Origin of the sequence: Streptomyces fodineus (assembly GCF_001735805.1) — a bacterium.
GTDB lineage: Bacteria > Actinomycetota > Actinomycetes > Streptomycetales > Streptomycetaceae > Streptomyces > Streptomyces fodineus.
The window spans coordinates 7,993,555-8,009,890 of the sequence record NZ_CP017248.1; the positions used below are offsets into that span (position 1 = coordinate 7,993,555).

13 protein-coding genes are annotated in these 16,336 nt (G+C 72.3%); 6 read left to right on the forward strand and 7 right to left on the reverse strand.

The window, feature by feature from the left end; translation table 11 throughout:
- Positions 1-4: 4 nt before the first annotated feature.
- The gene (locus tag BFF78_RS34595; RefSeq protein WP_069782049.1) at positions 5-532 is read right to left on the reverse strand and encodes a hypothetical protein; all 528 of its coding nucleotides are present in this window, start codon (positions 530-532) and stop codon (positions 5-7) included.
- A gap of 421 nt (positions 533-953) precedes the next feature.
- Between BFF78_RS34595 and BFF78_RS34600 the strand changes: the two genes are divergently transcribed.
- Genes BFF78_RS34600 through BFF78_RS34615 form a run of 4 tightly spaced genes read left to right on the forward strand, consistent with a single transcriptional unit; the run spans position 954 to position 5,867 of the window.
- Positions 954-4,367 carry a sensor histidine kinase gene (locus tag BFF78_RS34600; protein WP_227025985.1) on the forward strand — a complete coding sequence of 1,138 codons (3,414 nt, stop codon included), beginning with the start codon at positions 954-956 and terminating at the stop codon, positions 4,365-4,367.
- Positions 4,364-4,798, forward strand: a complete 435-nt coding sequence (locus tag BFF78_RS34605) for a roadblock/LC7 domain-containing protein (RefSeq protein ID WP_069782050.1) — start codon at positions 4,364-4,366, stop codon at positions 4,796-4,798. Before BFF78_RS34600 ends, BFF78_RS34605 begins: the two co-directional genes overlap by 4 nt.
- Positions 4,799-4,807: 9 nt before the next feature.
- Entirely contained in the window at positions 4,808-5,203 is a 396-nt protein-coding gene (locus BFF78_RS34610; protein WP_069782051.1) for a DUF742 domain-containing protein, read from the forward strand.
- Between the two features lie 58 nt (positions 5,204-5,261).
- Positions 5,262-5,867, forward strand: coding sequence for a GTP-binding protein (locus BFF78_RS34615; protein WP_069782052.1), 606 nt, complete (start codon positions 5,262-5,264; stop codon positions 5,865-5,867).
- A 146-nt stretch (positions 5,868-6,013) separates the two neighbouring features.
- On the opposite strand, the gene glpK is transcribed toward BFF78_RS34615, so the two are convergent.
- The 5 genes from glpK to BFF78_RS34640 form a co-directional block, all read right to left on the reverse strand.
- Positions 6,014-7,534, reverse strand: a complete 1,521-nt coding sequence (glpK, locus tag BFF78_RS34620) for a glycerol kinase GlpK (RefSeq protein ID WP_069782053.1) — start codon at positions 7,532-7,534, stop codon at positions 6,014-6,016.
- A 94-nt stretch (positions 7,535-7,628) separates the two neighbouring features.
- Positions 7,629-8,378: an MIP/aquaporin family protein gene (locus tag BFF78_RS34625; RefSeq protein ID WP_069782054.1), complete on the reverse strand. Its 750-nt coding sequence runs from the start codon at positions 8,376-8,378 to the stop codon at positions 7,629-7,631.
- Between the two features lie 232 nt (positions 8,379-8,610).
- Positions 8,611-10,371: a GGDEF domain-containing protein gene (locus BFF78_RS34630; RefSeq protein ID WP_099055123.1), complete on the reverse strand. Its 1,761-nt coding sequence runs from the start codon at positions 10,369-10,371 to the stop codon at positions 8,611-8,613.
- A 135-nt stretch (positions 10,372-10,506) separates the two neighbouring features.
- Positions 10,507-11,697, reverse strand: a complete 1,191-nt coding sequence (locus BFF78_RS34635) for a lipid-transfer protein (protein ID WP_069782055.1) — start codon at positions 11,695-11,697, stop codon at positions 10,507-10,509.
- Entirely contained in the window at positions 11,694-12,119 is a 426-nt protein-coding gene (locus BFF78_RS34640) for a Zn-ribbon domain-containing OB-fold protein (RefSeq protein ID WP_069782056.1), read from the reverse strand. Before BFF78_RS34640 ends, BFF78_RS34635 begins: the two co-directional genes overlap by 4 nt.
- A gap of 98 nt (positions 12,120-12,217) precedes the next feature.
- On the opposite strand from BFF78_RS34640, the gene BFF78_RS34645 reads away from it, so the two are divergent.
- Both BFF78_RS34645 and BFF78_RS34650 read left to right on the forward strand, forming a co-directional pair.
- On the forward strand, positions 12,218-13,027 hold the full coding sequence (locus BFF78_RS34645) for a M15 family metallopeptidase (protein ID WP_069782057.1): 810 nt from the start codon (positions 12,218-12,220) through the stop codon (positions 13,025-13,027).
- A gap of 46 nt (positions 13,028-13,073) precedes the next feature.
- On the forward strand, positions 13,074-13,610 hold the full coding sequence (locus tag BFF78_RS34650) for an NUDIX domain-containing protein (protein ID WP_069782058.1): 537 nt from the start codon (positions 13,074-13,076) through the stop codon (positions 13,608-13,610).
- A gap of 182 nt (positions 13,611-13,792) precedes the next feature.
- On the opposite strand, the gene BFF78_RS34655 is transcribed toward BFF78_RS34650, so the two are convergent.
- On the reverse strand, positions 13,793-16,153 hold the full coding sequence (locus BFF78_RS34655) for a glycoside hydrolase family 31 protein (protein ID WP_079161592.1): 2,361 nt from the start codon (positions 16,151-16,153) through the stop codon (positions 13,793-13,795).
- Between the last annotated feature and the right edge of the window lie 183 nt (positions 16,154-16,336).

The following is a 16,336-nucleotide window of genomic DNA, read 5'->3' on the forward strand; positions in this document are numbered from 1 at the left end:
GGACTCAGGGGTGGGACAGCTGCCCGGCGCCACCCCGCCGGCGTATCCGCTCCTGCTCGCGCAGGGCCGCGCGCTCCTCGCGCCGACGCGCCCGCCGCTCGCGGCGCAGTGCCCGGGCGGTGCTGCTCGGCTCGGAGACCACGCCGTACCGCTGGTTCCACACCTGGCGGGTCACCCATACGTCGACCGCGGCCCAGGTGGCCACCACCGTGCTCGCCACGCTGCTGATCACCATGGGGAACGCCAGCCAGGAGTCGGCCATCGCGCACAGGAACGCGACCATCGCCTGGATCAGCGTCACCGCGATGATCAGGACCGCCCGCACCGCCGCCGTACGCACCGGATCGGGCATCGGGTGCCGTCGGGCCGGCTCCTCGATCCACAACGTCCGGTACGTCTGCTGCTCGCCGCCGGCCTTCCCGGCGCGCCCGCGCGCCCGAATGTCGCGATCCGGCGCCTCCAGGCCCCGCCGCGCCACCGAACGCCCCGCCACGCTCTCCCCGGGCGCCTCGCGCCATTCCGCCGTGCCCATCACCGTGTCACTCCCCACCGCCAGCAGTCCCCTCACACCCCGGTGTCACAAGACCCCGACTCCCCAGTGGCTGCCCGGCTTGCGCTGTTTTACGCCGCCGGGGTGCGGGATGCGGCTCCTGTGGCCCATTCCGCCGCCATTTCCCGTAGAGAAGGACGAACGAGATGGCACGAAGATTCCCACCCTGCGAAAAAATCCAGCCAACCGCCCGGTAGCAAGCTCACGGTCCGGCCGTACGGAGGCACCGGATCGCGGTGGCAATCTCCCGCAATGCCCGGACAACTCGCCATGTCTCGCCGCCGGACCGGGGGTTCGTCCTCCGGACATGTCTTCGAGTTAACTGTGGGGCGGTAGTAGGCTCGCGCCGTTTGTTGACGGACATGAGCACCCCCGGCCGACGGGGGTCGATCTAGGGGAGGCCATGCGCTTTCGCGGGAAGTCGATCCGCCGGAAGATCGTGGCGCTGCTTCTCGTGCCGCTGGTGTCCCTGACCGCCGTCTGGGGCTTCGCCACGGTACTCACGGGGCGCGAGGTCGCCCGGATGTTCCAGGTGTCGGACGTCAAGCAGGACATCGGCTATCCCGCCGAGGACACCGTCCGCGTCCTGCAGCAGGAACGCCGCCAGACCCTCGTCTACCTCGCCGACCCACGGGCCGCCGACGCCCTCTCCGCGCTCCAGCGCACCCGCGCCGCCACCGACCGGGCGATCGCCAGGATCCGGGGCAACGCCGGCGAACACCACGTCTTCGACGGCCTGGACGTGGACGACAACGAGCGCCTCACCGCCGTCCTGGACGCCTTCGACGGCCTCGGCTCCCTGCGCCGCAGCGTCGAGCAGGGCACGGTCAACCGGGCCCAGGCCCTCGACCTCTACAACCGCCTCGTCGACCCCTGCTTCACGCTGCTCGCCTCCCTCGAGGGCATCGACGACGTCGGACTGGACGCGCAGTACCGCGCCATGGTCAACGTCAGCCGCGCCCGCGAGCTGCTCTCGCGCGAGGACGCCCTCGTCGGCTCCTCCCTCGTCGTCGGCCGGCTCAGTCGCACCGAGACCCGTGACATCTCCGACCTCGTCGCCCAGCGCAGCATCCTGTACGACGTCAGCCTGCCGCTGCTGCCCGCCGCCGAACGCGACCGCTACGAACGCCTCTGGAGGGACGCCACCACCGCCCCGCTGCGCGCGGCCGAACAGACCGTCATCCGCACGGACTCCGGCACCCCGCGCGGGGTCACCGCGCAGAGCTGGGACTCCGCTGCCGCGAGCGCCCTGGACGAACTGGGCAGCCTCGACGACCATGTGGGCGACCGCTTCCAGGACCGTACGCGCCCCGTGGCCCTCGGTGTGATCCTGCAGGCCGCCGCCGCGGGTCTGCTCGGCCTGATCGCGCTCGTGTTCTCCGTCGTCCTGTCGGTCCGCACCGGCCGCAGCCTCATCCACGACCTGCGCCAGCTGCGCCTGGAGGCACACGAGGCCTCCGGAGTCCGGCTGCCCAGCGTGATGCGCCGCCTCTCCGCGGGCGAACAGGTCGACGTCGAGACCGAGGTGCCGCGCCTGGAGTACGACAAGAACGAGATGGGCGAGGTCGGCCAGGCCCTCAACACCCTTCAGCGGGCCGCCGTCGAGGCCGCCGTCAAGCAGTCCGAACTCCGCTCCGGCGTCTCCGAGGTCTTCGTCAACCTCGCCCGCCGCAGCCAGGTGCTGCTGCACAAGCAGCTCACGCTGCTCGACACCATGGAGCGCCGCACCGAGGACACCGACGAACTCGCCGACCTCTTCCGCCTGGACCACCTCACCACCCGTATGCGCCGGCACGCCGAGGGCCTGGTGATCCTCTCCGGTGCCGCACCCTCCCGGCAGTGGCGCCGCCCCGTGCAGCTGATGGACGTCGTACGCGCCGCCGTCGCCGAGGTCGAGGACTACGAACGCATCGAGGTACGGCGCCTGCCCCGGATCGCCGTCACCGGCCCGGCCGTCGCCGACCTCACCCACCTCGTGGCCGAACTCCTGGAGAACGCCACGGTCTTCTCGCCCCCGCACACCGCCGTCCAGGTGCTCGGCGAGCGGGTCGCCAACGGCTTCACCCTGGAGATCCACGACCGGGGTCTCGGCATGACGGCCGAGGCACTCCTCGACGCCAACCTGCGTCTCGCCGAGACCCCCGAGTTCGAACTGTCCGACACCGACCGGCTCGGCCTGTTCGTGGTCAGCCGGCTCGCCCAGCGCCAGAACGTCCGGGTCTCCCTCCAGCCCTCGCCGTACGGCGGCACCACCGCCGTCGTCTTCATCCCCGACGCCCTGCTGAGCGACGACATACCGGACACCAACGGCCTCGGTTTCCGCCTCGACCGGGACCGCCCGGGCAAGGGGCTCGGGCAGGCGGCGGGCCGCGCCGCCGGACTGTCGGCGGCGCCGGTGCAGCTGCCCGGCCTGCCGACCTCGCTGCTGGACGGCCCCGTCGAGCTGGAGGCGCCGGTGGATCTCGACGCCATCGACGACTTCCCCGGCGTCCTGGGGGACGACGACAGCGAGCGCGGCGGACTGTTCCGGCCCCGCCGGTCGCGCTCACGCGCCGACGAACAGACGCCGTCCCCGTCCGGCGACCGCGCAGCATACGACGAGGACGGCGGCCGTGGCCCCATACCGCTGCCTCGCCGCCAGACCCCCAAACTGGTCAGCTCACACGGCAAGCCCGTCACCGACCAGCGCTCCCGGCGCGACGATCTGGACCGGCAGTCCGCCGAGACCGACCGCCGAGATGATGCGGACCGGCAGCCCTCCGAGGCCTCCCGCCGTGACGACGCGGACCAGCGGCCCTCCACCGCCGCCCGCCGCCCCGACACCGGCGGCCTGGCCCCGCTGCCCGCCCGTCGGCGCACCACGCCCTCCCGGCGACCCGCCGAACTCACCGACCGCGTCGACGAACGAGCCCCGGCCCCCACCGACGCCACCACCACGCCGCCCGACGCCCCCGCACTGCCCCGGCGCATCCGACCGGGCTCTCCGGCCGGTGGCGGCACCGTCGGCACGGCTGCCGGCGAGCCGACCGGCGAGCGGTTCCGTCCTGGTGGGGGCCCAGCCGAGTCCGCTGCTCAGCGGACCCGTGGTGGTGGCGCGGCCCAGCCGGCAGGCGAGGCGTTCCCGCCTGCCGGCGGCACGGGCGAGCCTCTCGGCGAAGGGTTCCGAGGTGGCGGCGGCGCGGCTGACGCCGTGGGCGAGCAGGAGCGTTCCGGCGGCGGTGCGGCTGACCCTGTCGGCGAGGAGTCCCGTTCCGGTGTCGCGGCTCAGCCCGTCAGTGAGCAGTCCGGTCCCGGCGGCGCGGCGCAGCCCACCGACGAGGAGTCCCGCCCCGGCGGCGTAGCCCAGCCCGCCGGTGACGTGGTCGGATTCGGCGCCGAGACGGCCGTAGCCGGTGACGAGACGGCTCGTTACGGCGGCGAGGCAGCCCGACCCGGTGGGGCCCCGGCCCGTCGCGCCGAGGCCCCGCCGGCCGGCGACACGGTCCTGCCGAGCCGTGCCACCGACGCGGGCCGCAGCGCGGCGAGCGAACCGGCCACCGGCACGCACACCGCCCCCGCCACCCATCCGCCCACAGAGCCCGCCACCGGTCCCCTGCCCCGGCGCGTACGCCAGGCCAGCCTGGCCCCCCAGCTCAAGCAGGACACCCCGCGGCGCGCCGAGCGTGAGGCGCCGAGCGCCGACCGGGACGCCGAGGAGGTCCGCAGCCGGATGGCCTCGCTCCAGCGCGGCTGGCAGCGCGGCCGGCAGGAGAACGCCGCGGACGACGGGACCCAGAACGGCACAGCACAAGGAACGACTAAGGGGGACGGTCGATGACCGCACCGAAGGCGACCGGCCACACGGCGACGGACAACGGGGGGCTGAACTGGCTCCTGGACGACCTGGTCGACCGGGTCGCCAGCATCCGCAAGGCCGTCGTCCTGTCCGGCGACGGGCTGCCCACGGGTGTGTCCAAGGACCTGACCAGGGAGGACGGCGAGCATCTGGCCGCCGTGGCCTCCGGCTTCCACAGCCTCGCCAAGGGCGTGGGCCGTCACTTCGACGCGGGCAGCGTCCGGCAGACGGTCGTCGAGCTGGACGACGCCTTCCTGTTCGTCACCGCGGCCGGCGACGGCAGCTGCCTCGCCGTCCTGTCCGATGCCGACTCCGACGTCGGACAGGTCGCCTATGAGATGACGCTCCTGGTCAAGCGGGTCGGCGTACATCTGGGCACCGCCCCGCGCACCGATCTTCCCGCAGGCGGGTAGTGGGATGTCATGAGCTCAGACGGTCAGGGAAGAAACCACTGGTTCGACGACGAGGCCGGACCGGTGGTCCGTCCGTACGCCATGACGCGCGGCCGTACCACGAGTCCGGCCCAGCACCGGCTGGACCTGATCGCGGTGGTCGTCACGGAACCGGGCGCGGGCGACCCGGAGACGGACCCGACGCTGGCGCCGGAGCACATGGAGATCGTGGGGCTCTGCCGCGGCGAACCGCAGTCGATCGCCGAACTCGCCGCCGAACTCGACCTCCCGATCGGCGTGGTGCGGGTCCTCATCGGCGACCTCGTGCACGCGGAACTCGTCCATGTCACGCGTCCGGTGCCGCCGGCCGAGCTGCCGGACGAGAGTATTCTGCGCGACGTGATCAACGGCCTCCGGGCGCTGTGACGGGAAATCCGCCGTCCGACCACCATCAAACAGGACCGTCAAGCAGGAGAAGAGACCGATGATCTTCGGGCGTTCTGAGCGTGGCAAGCCCCCGGTCGAGCCCGTCACGCTCAAGATCCTGGTGGCCGGCGGCTTCGGCGTCGGCAAGACCACCCTCGTCGGCGCCGTCAGCGAGATCAGGCCGCTGCGCACCGAGGAACTGCTCACCGAGGCCGGGCGCCCGGTCGACGACACCAGCGGTGTGGAAGCCAAGCACACCACCACCGTGGCCATGGACTTCGGCCGTATCACCCTGCGCGAGGACCTGGTGCTGTACCTCTTCGGCACGCCCGGGCAGGAACGGTTCTGGTTCATGTGGGACGAGTTGTCCGAAGGTGCGCTCGGCGCCGTCGTCCTCGCCGACACCCGCCGTCTGGAGGACTGCTTCGCCGCCGTCGACTACTTCGAGCGGCGCTCCATACCCTTCCTGGTCGGCGTCAACTGCTTCGAGACGGCGGCCCGTTACCCGGCCGAGGCCGTCCGGCAGGCCCTCGACCTGGACGAGGACGTGCCCGTGCTGCTGTGCGACGCGCGCGAGCGGGAATCGGTCAAGGAGGTGCTCATCGGCGTGGTCCAGCACGCGATGGACCACGCGGCCGACCGCCGCCAGGCCGCCCTCGGCTGACCGGCGAGGCGGGCCCCTTCGGCCGGACCACGGGCACGGCCCGTACCCCCGCCGACCGGGGTACGGGCCGTGGTCCGTGAGGAGCGCTCACGCGCGCGTGCCGGCACTCTCCGCGCCGAGCCACCCACGCGCGCGTGGGTGATCCGCTACGCGCCGTCCTCCTCCAGCCAGCCGAAGCTCTTCTCCACCGCCTTGTGCCAGTTGCGGTACTCGCGGTCGCGCACCGACGCCTCCATCGCCGGTGTCCACTCCGCGTCCCGCTGCCAGTGCGACTTCAGCTCGTCCAGGTCGTGCCACACCCCGGTCGCCAGACCGGCCGCGTAGGCGGCGCCCAGGCAGGTCGTCTCCGACACCCGCGGCCGGATCACCGGCACGCCGAGGACGTCCGCCTGGTGCTGCATGAGCAGGTTGTTCTTCGTCATGCCGCCGTCGACCTTCAAGGTGGTGATCCGCACCCCGGAGTCCTGGTACATGGCGTCCACGACCTCCCGGGTCTGCCAGCTCGTCGCCTCCAGCACGGCACGCGCCAGATGGGCCTTCGTGACGTACCGGGTGAGGCCGGTGACGACGCCGCGCGCGTCGGAGCGCCAGTAGGGCGCGAACAGGCCCGAGAAGGCGGGCACGATGTAGGCGCCGCCGTTGTCCTCGACGCTCGCCGCCAGTGTCTCGATCTCGTCGGCGCTGCGGATGATCCCGAGCTGGTCGCGGAACCACTGGACGAGCGCGCCCGTTATCGCGATGGACCCCTCCAGGCAGTAGACCGGCGCCTCCCCACCGATCTTGTAGCCCATCGTCGTCAGCAGCCCGTTCTTGGACGGCACCGGCCGGCTGCCGGTGTTCAGCAGCAGGAAACTGCCGGTGCCGTAGGTGTTCTTGGCGGTGCCCACGTCGTAACAGGCCTGCCCGAACACGGCGGCCTGCTGGTCGCCCAGCGCGGAGGCCACGGGCACGCCGGCGAGCTGCCCGACCGCCGTGCCGTACACCTCTGCCGAGGACCTGATCTCGGGCAGCACCGCCTCGGGCACGTTCATGGCGGACAGGATGGCGGGGTCCCACTGGAGGGTGTCCAGGTTCATCAGCATGGTGCGGCCGGCGTTGGTGACGTCGGTGACGTGCCGGCCGCCGTCGGTGCCGCCGGTGAGGTTCCAGATCAGCCAGGAGTCGATGGTCCCGAAGGCGATCTCACCGCGTTCGGCCCGTCCCCTGAGGCCGGGCACATGGTCCAGCAGCCAGGCCGCCTTGGGTCCGGAGAAGTAGCTGGCCAGCGGAAGTCCGGTCGACTCGCGGAAGCGGTCCTGGCCGTCCGCGCCGCCCAGTTCGTTGCACAGGGCCGCGGTACGGGTGTCCTGCCAGACGATCGCGTTGTGCACGGGCTTGCCCGTGGCGCGGTCCCACAGGACCGTCGTCTCCCGCTGGTTGGTGATGCCGAGCGCGCTCAGCTGGTCGGCGCGCAGCCCGGCCTTGGCGAGCGCTCCGGCCACCACGGCCTGCACCTTGGACCAGATCTCGGTCGCGTCGTGCTCCACCCAGCCCGGCTTGGGGAAGATCTGGCGGTGCTCGCGCTGGTCGACGGCGACGATCGCGCCGCCGTGGTCGAAGACGATGCAGCGGCTGGACGTGGTGCCCTGGTCGATGGCGGCGACGTACTTCTCGGCGGTGTCCGTCATGGCTGTCCCCTGGGTCGCTGGGTCGGGTCGCTGGTCAGAGGGGCGCGTGCGGGGTGGGAGGGCGGTGTACGGGTCGGCGGGTGGCGTACGGGGATCAGAAGGCCGCGTTGTAGATGACGCCGGCGAGAACCCCGCCGAGCAGCGGGCCGGCGACCGGTATCCAGGCGTAACCCCAGTCGGATGTGCCCTTGTTGGGGATCGGCAGGAGGGTGTGCACGATGCGCGGGCCGAGGTCGCGGGCGGGGTTGATGGCGTAGCCGGCGGGGCCACCGAGGGAGAGCCCGATGCCGACGACGAGCAGGGACACGATCAGCACGGTGGTGCCGGACTGGCCGAGGCCTTTCGTCAGCCCGAAGGCGAGGATGGGCAGCACGAGCGCCGTGGTCGCGATGATCTCGGTGATGAGGTTGGCGACCGGGTTCCGGATCTCCGGGATGGTCGAGAAGATGCCGAGCGTCGCCACCGGTTCGTCGGCCGTGCCGTCCCCGCCGCCCTCCTTGCGGATGTTGGCCTGGAACTGTGCGAGGTACACGAGATACGCCAGTACGGCCCCGAGCATCGCGCCGACGATCTGGCCCAGCAGATACACCCAGACCTTGCCCCACTTGCCGGTGTCCACCGCGATGCCGATGGTGACCGCGGGGTTGAGCTGGCCGCCGGAGAGGGGAGCGGCGGTGTACGCGCCCGCCAGGACACCGAAGCCCCAGCCGAACGCGATGACGACCCAGCCCGAGGCTCGCGCCTTGGAGTGTCTGAGGGTGACGGCGGCGCAGACACCGGCGCCGAACAGGATCAGGATCGCGGTGCCGATGACCTCGCCGACGAAGATGTCTCCGTTGCTCATGGCGGCTCCCTTGGCGCCGGCCGGGGCTGCTCGGCCCCGGCCATCCGTACAGGAATGTTCCCTTGGCGTCAGCCGAAGACAGGGAGCCCCGCGCCCCGCCCGGCGTCCGTGACGAGCGTGCCGTCGCAGCCGTATCGCCAGGAGGGACGGGCCGTGGAGCAGAACAGACCCGTGGCGCAGTGCCTGATAACGCCGAGAATGTACGGCGATGTCGACTGACACCGGGAAGTGTTCACCGGTGCCACGGGGGCGTCAAGGTTGCCGACGGCGACGATGACCGCGACTCGCCCGGCGCCCGGCCACCCTTGCCGGGCATCAACACACATATTCGGCAACGACGTTCACCACCCCGGCTCGGCGGCCGCGTACCCGGCCTGCGCCGGTGCCGCCCCGCGCCGCGCCGCACCTCGTGCCCCGGCAGCCCGGCCCGCCCCAGCACCCAGCTCGTGCCGCGCAGCGCCTTGGCCGCCTTCTTCAGCGGTGCGAGCTGGGCGGCGGCCTGGCGATGGTCGCCCACGCTTCCCGGCGCGCACACGACAGTCGCGACAGAGAGCGTGACCGGCCGGCCGCCCGCCGACCAGCGCGCGTCGAGTACCGCGGCGACCAGTGGATCGACCGCCCCCTCCTCGGCCAGCACCAGGAAGTCGTCCCCGCCGATGTGCCCCACGCGCGCGTGCCCCGAGACCGCCTGCTGCAGCGCCCGCCCCACCGACCGGATCAGCTCGTCTCCGGCGGCGAACCCGGCACCGTCGTTGACCTGCTTGAAGTGATCGATGTCCAGCCAGCTCAGCGCGAACGTCCGGCCGTCCGCGATCCACCGGTCCACCTCGCTCGTGATGCTGTCCGAACCGGGCAGCCGGGTCAGCGGATTGAGCCCGGCCGCCTCTTCGACCCGGCTCTCGGCCAGCGCCCGCACCAGGTCCGCGAGCCGTATGACGCCCACGCACCGCCCGCGCCGGTCGACCACCGCGACATCGTCGGAGGTCCGGTCCCGGCCGCCGACCGCGACGACGTCCAGCACCTCCCAGGCGGTGCCGTCGACCCCGACCGTGCGGGGCGGGTCACCCAGCTTGAAGGCCGGCCGGTCGGCGTACAGGGCGTGCCCGTAGCGGGCGGACATGGACAGCAGGAACCGTGAGCGGTGCACCGACCGCACGGGCCTGCCGGCCTGGTCCACCAGCAGCACACCCGAGACGTCCGGCGACCCGGTCAGCAGCGCCCGCACCTGCCCCGCCGAGGCGGTCACCGGCAGCACGGCGGCCGGGCGCACGAACTCCCGCACCGAGGGGCCGGACCGGGGCACGGCGACGGCGACGCCGGTGGAGCGGGGCGGAAGGTATACGTCCACGGCGGGGATCCGGGCCGGCGGCGCGAACAGCTCACCCTGGGCCAGCTGCGCGCCGGCCGACAGCGCGGCCGCACACTGCAGTTCCGTCTCGACGCCTTCCACGGCGACCAGGGCACCCAGCTCCTCGCACAGGGTTCGCATCGCCCGCACCGCGGCCGGCCGGGACAGCAGCGAGGCGTCGAGCTTGACCAGGTCGGGGGAGAGGTCGGTGAGCAGCCGCAGCGGTACGTCACCGTCCCCGATGCCGTCCGCGCTGATCCGGAACCCCTGCTCACGCAGCGCGGCCACCGCCTCCAGCAGGGCCCGTTGCGGCACATGCGTGTAGGGCGGGACCACATCCAGTGTGATCTCCCAGGGCATGCGCCCCGCCGCGCGCACGGCGTCGTACAGCGGGGTGAGGCCGCCGAGGTCGGCGAGGGTGGCCGCGAACACGTTGAGGTGCAGCGGCAGCAGGGTCTCCTTGCGCGTCGCGCAGCGCAGCGCCAACACCGTGAGCCCGCTGTCGAGTTCGGGGTCCCGGCGGGCCTCGGCCAGGATGTCACCGGTCTCCGGGCGGGCGAGCGTCTCCAGGGCGGCGACCGCGCCCGTCCTCAGATTGACCACCGGCTGGAAGGCGAATCGGAGAGTGTCCGTCCAGGAGTGCACGGGAGCATGATGTTCGCCGCCCGCGTGCGCCCAGGCGCAGTTCATGAGACGTTCACACAGGATTCCGGGCCGATCACACAGCGTGGGCGACCTCGGTGATCACACGTGTCACAGGACGTTCTCCATCCGCCTTCGTCATCTCACCGCGATCACCGCCGATCCGTGTCCGAACAGCCCCTGGTTCGCGGACATCCCCACGCGCGCCCCGGCGATCTGCCGGTCGCCCGCCGCGCCTCTCAACTGCCAGGTCAGTTCGCAGACCTGGGCGATGGCCTGGGCCGGTACCGCCTCCCCGAAGGAGGCCAGCCCGCCACTGGTGTTGACGGGTATCCGGCCGCCCGGAGCCGTCACCCCCGCCCGCAGGAGCTTCGCCCCCTCGCCCTCGCCGCACAGCCCCAGGTCCTCGTACCACTGCAACTCCAGTGCGGTGGACAGGTCGTAGACCTCCGCCAGGGACAGGTCCTCGGGGCCGAGGCCGGCCTCCTCGTAGGCGGCCCGGGCGATGGAGGCCCGGAAGGTCGCATCCGCGGGCTCCACCGCCACGGCGGAGTCCGTGGCGATGTCCGGCAGGTCCAGCACGGTGTTCGGGAAGCGCGGGGTCACCGTCGACACCGCCCGGATCCGCACCGGCCGGGCCACACCGTGCCGGTGCGCGAAGTCCACGCTGGAGAGCACCAGGGCCGCCCCGCCGTCGGAGGTGGCGCAGATGTCGAGCAGCCGCAGCGGATCGGCGACCACCGCGGACGCGGTGACCTCCTCGGCGGTGACCCGCTTGCGGTAGCGGGCGTACGGGTTGAGCGCGCCCATGGCGGCGTTCTTCACCTTGACCAGGGCGAAGTCCTCCGGTGTGTCCCCGTGCACCGCCATCCGCCGGCGCGCGTAGAGGCCGAAGTACGCCGGATTCGTCGCGCCCAGCACTCGGAAGCGCAGCCAGTCCGGATCGTCGGGGCGCTCCCCGCCCGCGGGCCGGAAGAACCCCTTGGGTGCCGCGTCGGCCCCCACCACGAGGACGACGTCCGCGAGCCCGGCGAGGATCTGAGCCCGTGCCGCGGCGATCGCCTGCGCCCCGGACGCGCACGCCGCGTACACGCTGGCGGCTCTGGCCCCCTGCCAGCCCAGGGCCTTGGCGAACGTCGCTCCCGCCACATACCCCGGATATCCGCCACGCACCGTGTCCGCGCCGACGACCGAGCCGACCTCCCGCCAGTCGACTCCGGCGTCCGCGAGTGCCGCGCGGGCCGCCGCCGTCCCGTACTCCACGAAGGAGCGCCCCCACTTGCCCCATGGGTGCATGCCCGCGCCGAGCACCGCCACGTCCCTCGTCATGCCCTCACCCCCGTCGGCCGCCAGTGCCAGGTCGTCCAGGTCGTCGCCGCGTCCTCGTGGAGCACTCCGGGGACGACCTCCACCTCCATGCCCACCGTCAGATCGGCGACGGTGACCCCGGGAGCCGCCTGTCCCAGCACCACGATCCGCTCGGCCACCAGCTCCACCGCGATCAACGCGTAGGGCTCCCACGGAAGTTCCGGGTTGCTCACATAGGGTGACGGCGGACGGTATCTGCTGTCCGTGTACGACCAGATTCGCCCTGTTCGCGACAGGGGCACCTCCTCCAGTGAGCCTCCGGAGCAGTGCGGGTTGCGGCAGTGGACGTCCTCGCGCGGGAAGAACACCGTGGCGCAGGACGGACAACGGGTGCCCAGTAACCGGAAGCCGTCCCCCTCGCCGGTGAACCAGCCGGTGACCACGGGTGTGCGTGTCCGAGACAAAGCCCCTCCCTGCCATCCGTATCTGACGCAGCGTCAGAAGTGTGTCACGGGGGTCCGGAAATGGGCAGGGCGGAGACATGACACGACTCACCCGCGCAGTCCGCGGTCTCGTCACCGCCCTCGCCGCCCTGCTGGCCGTGACCACCGCCTCCGCCACCGCCCAGGCGAGGTCGGAGCCCAAGGCGCCGAAGGATTTCGTGGCCCTGAGAACCGTGGATCCGACGATCATCCAGGAGATCCGTTACTTCACCCCGCACAACTTCGTCGGCGAGCGCATCGACGGCTATGAGCAGCCGCTCTGCATCCTCACCCGCCCCGCCGCCGAAGCCCTCCACAAGGCGCAGCTCCAACTGCTGCGCAAGGGGTACACCCTCAAGGTCTACGACTGCTACCGGCCCCAGCGCGCCGTGAACCACTTCGTCCGCTGGGCCAAAGACCTCGACGACCAGGCGATGAAGGGCGAGTTCTACCCGAACGTCGACAAAACCCGGCTGTTCGCGGACGGGTACATCGCCGAGAAATCCGGCCACAGCCGCGGCTCGACCATGGACCTCACCATCGTGAAGCTCCCCGCGCGGCCGACCCGGCCGTACCACCCGGGACAGCCGCTTGTGCCGTGCTACGCGCCCAAGAACGAACGATTCCCGGACAACTCCGTCGACATGGGCACCGGATTCGACTGCTTCGACACCCTTGCGCACACGCTCGACCCGCGCCTCCAGGGCGAACAGCGCGCCAACCGCCTGCTGCTCAAGAACACCCTGGAGGCCCTCGGTTTCGTGAACCTCGCCGAGGAATGGTGGCACTACACGTACAAGCCGGAGCCGTATCCGGACACCTATTTCGACTTCCCCGTGTCCCGGAAGTCGCTCGTCAACGGAGCCTGAGCCGCCTGCGGAAGACGCCCTTCTTCTGATCGGATACAGTCCGCGCGTGTCCGAAACTCAGCACTCAACTGCCAACTCCGCACCGGACTCGCACTGTTCGAGTTGCGGAGCGCCTTATGGAGAGGGCGTTTCCGGCTGGCCGCGCACCTGCCCGTCCTGCGGGACCGTCGCCTACCGCAACCCGCTGCCGGTCGCGATCGCGCTCCAGCCCGTGTACGACACCAAGGGCACGGCCCTGGTCGTCATCACCCGCACCGTCGCCCCCGCGCGTGGCGGCACGGCACTGCCCGGTGGCTACATCGACGACCGGGAGGACTGGAAGCACGCCGTCGTCCGCGAGCTCAAGGAGGAGACCGGCATCGACGCCGCCCCGCGCGACGTGCGGCTCGTGGACGCCATGAGCTCGCCCGACGGGCACCTGCTGCTGTTCGGACTCCTCCCGGAGCGCCCGGTGGACGCACTCCCGCCCGCCGGCCCCACGGACGAGACCGAGGGATGGCGGCTGCTGCGCAGGCCCGAGGAACTCGCCTTCCCGCTGCACACCGTGGCCGTGAGGGCCTGGTTCGAGGGTCGGTACGTCTGAGGCCCGCGGCCCAGCCGAGCCCTCGCGCCCTTGTCGGAGGGCTCGGCTGAATTATGCCGTTGGTCCTGAACCGGGCGGACCGACTCGGCCGAGCCGTTGCACCGGGGAGCCGGAGCGACCGAGCCTTCACCCGGGGACGGACGGGGCGGCCGAGCCGTTGCGCCCGTACCGGGCGGGTCGGCTCAGCCCAGGCCCCGTACCCGCACCGGGTAGGGCGGCTCGGCGGAACCGTCCTCCCGGGCCCGGGTGACCACCACCGCACGACCCTGCCGGCGGGCGACGTAACGTTCGATCTCCGGTTCGTCCCATCCGTCGCCCGCGTCCAGCACGACCAGGCCGCCTCCGGTCCGGCCACGCGCGGGTGCCCACACCTCCAGCTCCAGGCCGCCGTCGGCGCCGCGCACGGGGATCACCGCACCCGCGCGTGCGAACACCGGTATCCGCGACAGCGGCGCGTCCACGAGCACCTGGGCGGGCCCCTCGTACGCCTCCTCCGTCACCGTGTCGTACCAGCGGCCCCGCGGCAGCTGCACCGCACGCCGGTCGGCACCCGGGTCGAGCACCGGAGCCACCAGCAGACCGTCCCCGAGCAGAAACGTGTCCTCGCAGTCGCGCAGCGCCCGGTCCTCCGGCGCCCCCCACCACAGCGGCCGCACATAAGGCGCACCCGTCCGCCGGGCCAGATGCGCCAGCGTCATGAAGTACGGCAGCAGGCGCCTGCGTTCGAGCAGCGCCACGCGCGCGTGCTGAAGCACCTCGGGGCCGAACTCCCAGGGCTCCCGGCGCCCCGCCCGCAGACTCGCGTGGGTGCGGAACAGCGGCAGATAGGCGCCGAGCTGGAACCACCTCAGATACAGCTCCGGTGACGGACTGCCGTCGAAGCCGCCCACGTCCGGGCCCGAGTACGGCACCCCGCACAACCCGAGCCCGAGCACCAGCGACAACGACGCCCGCAGCCCGGGCCAGCCCGTCGCCACATCCCCGGACCAGGTGCCCCCGTACCGGTGCATGCCCGCCCAGCCCGACCGGGAGAACAGGAAAGGCCGCTCCCGGGGCGCGAGCTCGCGCAGCCCCTCGTAACCCGCCCGGGCCATGCAGAGCGCGTACACGTTGTGCGCTTCCCGGTGGTCGCCCCCGCGCCCTTCCAGAGCGTGCCGGGCCGAACGCGGCAGGGTGGGCTCCCCGAAGGCGTTGAACGAGGTCGGCTCGTTCATGTCATGCCAGAAGCCCGCGAAGCCCTGCCCCAGCCGCTCCTGGTAGAGCCCGCCCCACCACGTGCGCACGCGCGCGTGCGTGAAGTCGGGAAAGACGGACTCGCCGGGCCACACCACACCGCGCACCGTGCGCCCGGAGGCGTCCCGCACGAAGGCGTCCACGGCCGTACCGCTGTCGAAGACGGCGTTGCCCGGCGCGGCCTTCACCGCCGGGTCCACGATCGACACCAGCCGGATCCCGTCCCGGCGCAGCTCCTCGGCGAGTTGCGGCAGCTTGGGAAACCGCTCCTGGTCGACGGTGAACACCTGGTGGTCGTCGTAGTGGTCGATGTCCAGGTGCACCGCGTCCAGCGGCAGACCGCGCTCCTGGTAGCCCGCGACGATCCGGCGGACCTCCTGCTCGCTGCCGAAGCCCCACCGCGCGTGGTGGTGGCCCAGCGCCCACGCGGGCGGCAGCGCGGGCGCCCCGGTCAGCGAGGCCCAGGTGTGCAGCACGCGCGCGGGGGTGCCCACCATCACCCAGCAGCGCAGCGGACCGCCCTCCATCCGCACCTCGCAGCGCCCCGCCCGGTCGTGCCCGGACCCGGCGCCCTCCTCACCCTCCCGCAGGACCACCCTGCCGTCCCAGGTGGTGTCGTGGAACACCAGATGCGTGCCCGCGTCGGCCACCACGAGCTGCACCGGCATCGTCAGATACAGCGGATCGTCGCCGGGGCCGAACGCCCGGCCCTGATCGGTGTTCCACAGCCGGTACGTGCCGTCCCGCAGCCGGGGCCCGGACGCCCGGCCGCCCAAGCCGAAGAAACGGGCGTCCGCCGGCACCTCCGAGCGCTGCATCCACCGCGCCGTGCCCCCGCCGACCGGCTCCCACCAACGCGGCGGCAGATCCCGCCGCAGACTCACCCCGCCGGGCGTGCGCACCTCCACCGCGCCGTGCCGCGAGACGGTGACCGTCACCCGCTCGGCGACCACCCGCCAGCCGCCGTCCTTGTCCGGTTCCAGCACCACCCGCGGATCCGGTTCCGGACAGCTCCTCGCGAGCGCGTACGACGGCTGGGGGCCCGACCCGTCCCAACCCCAGAACACGGCGCCGTTCACCGCGACGGTGATCCGCAGCTCGGACCGGCCGAACCGGATCAGCCCGCCGCCCGGCCCCGGCTCCACGCCCACGACCTGGCCCGGGACCCGTGCCCGCTCGGCCCCCCGCCGGGGCAACCCGGCGGCATCGATCCGCCGCCTGCGCCACGCGGCGCGTACGGTACGCAACCCCCGAGCCGCCCTCCCCGAACCGACCACACTCACCGAACGCACCAGGTCACGACCGTCCATGCTGCTCACCCTGCCACCGCGCACCCCACGCGCGCGTGCCGTTCAACTGCCGTTCACCCGTGCCGGGACCACATCTTCACGACACTGACTATGTGGGGTGCGCCCTGGTGTAGAAGTCGATCACATGGCATCGTCCCTGTCAGCCGCGTCACGCGCACACCCCAGCCCGTGCGCGGACCGACG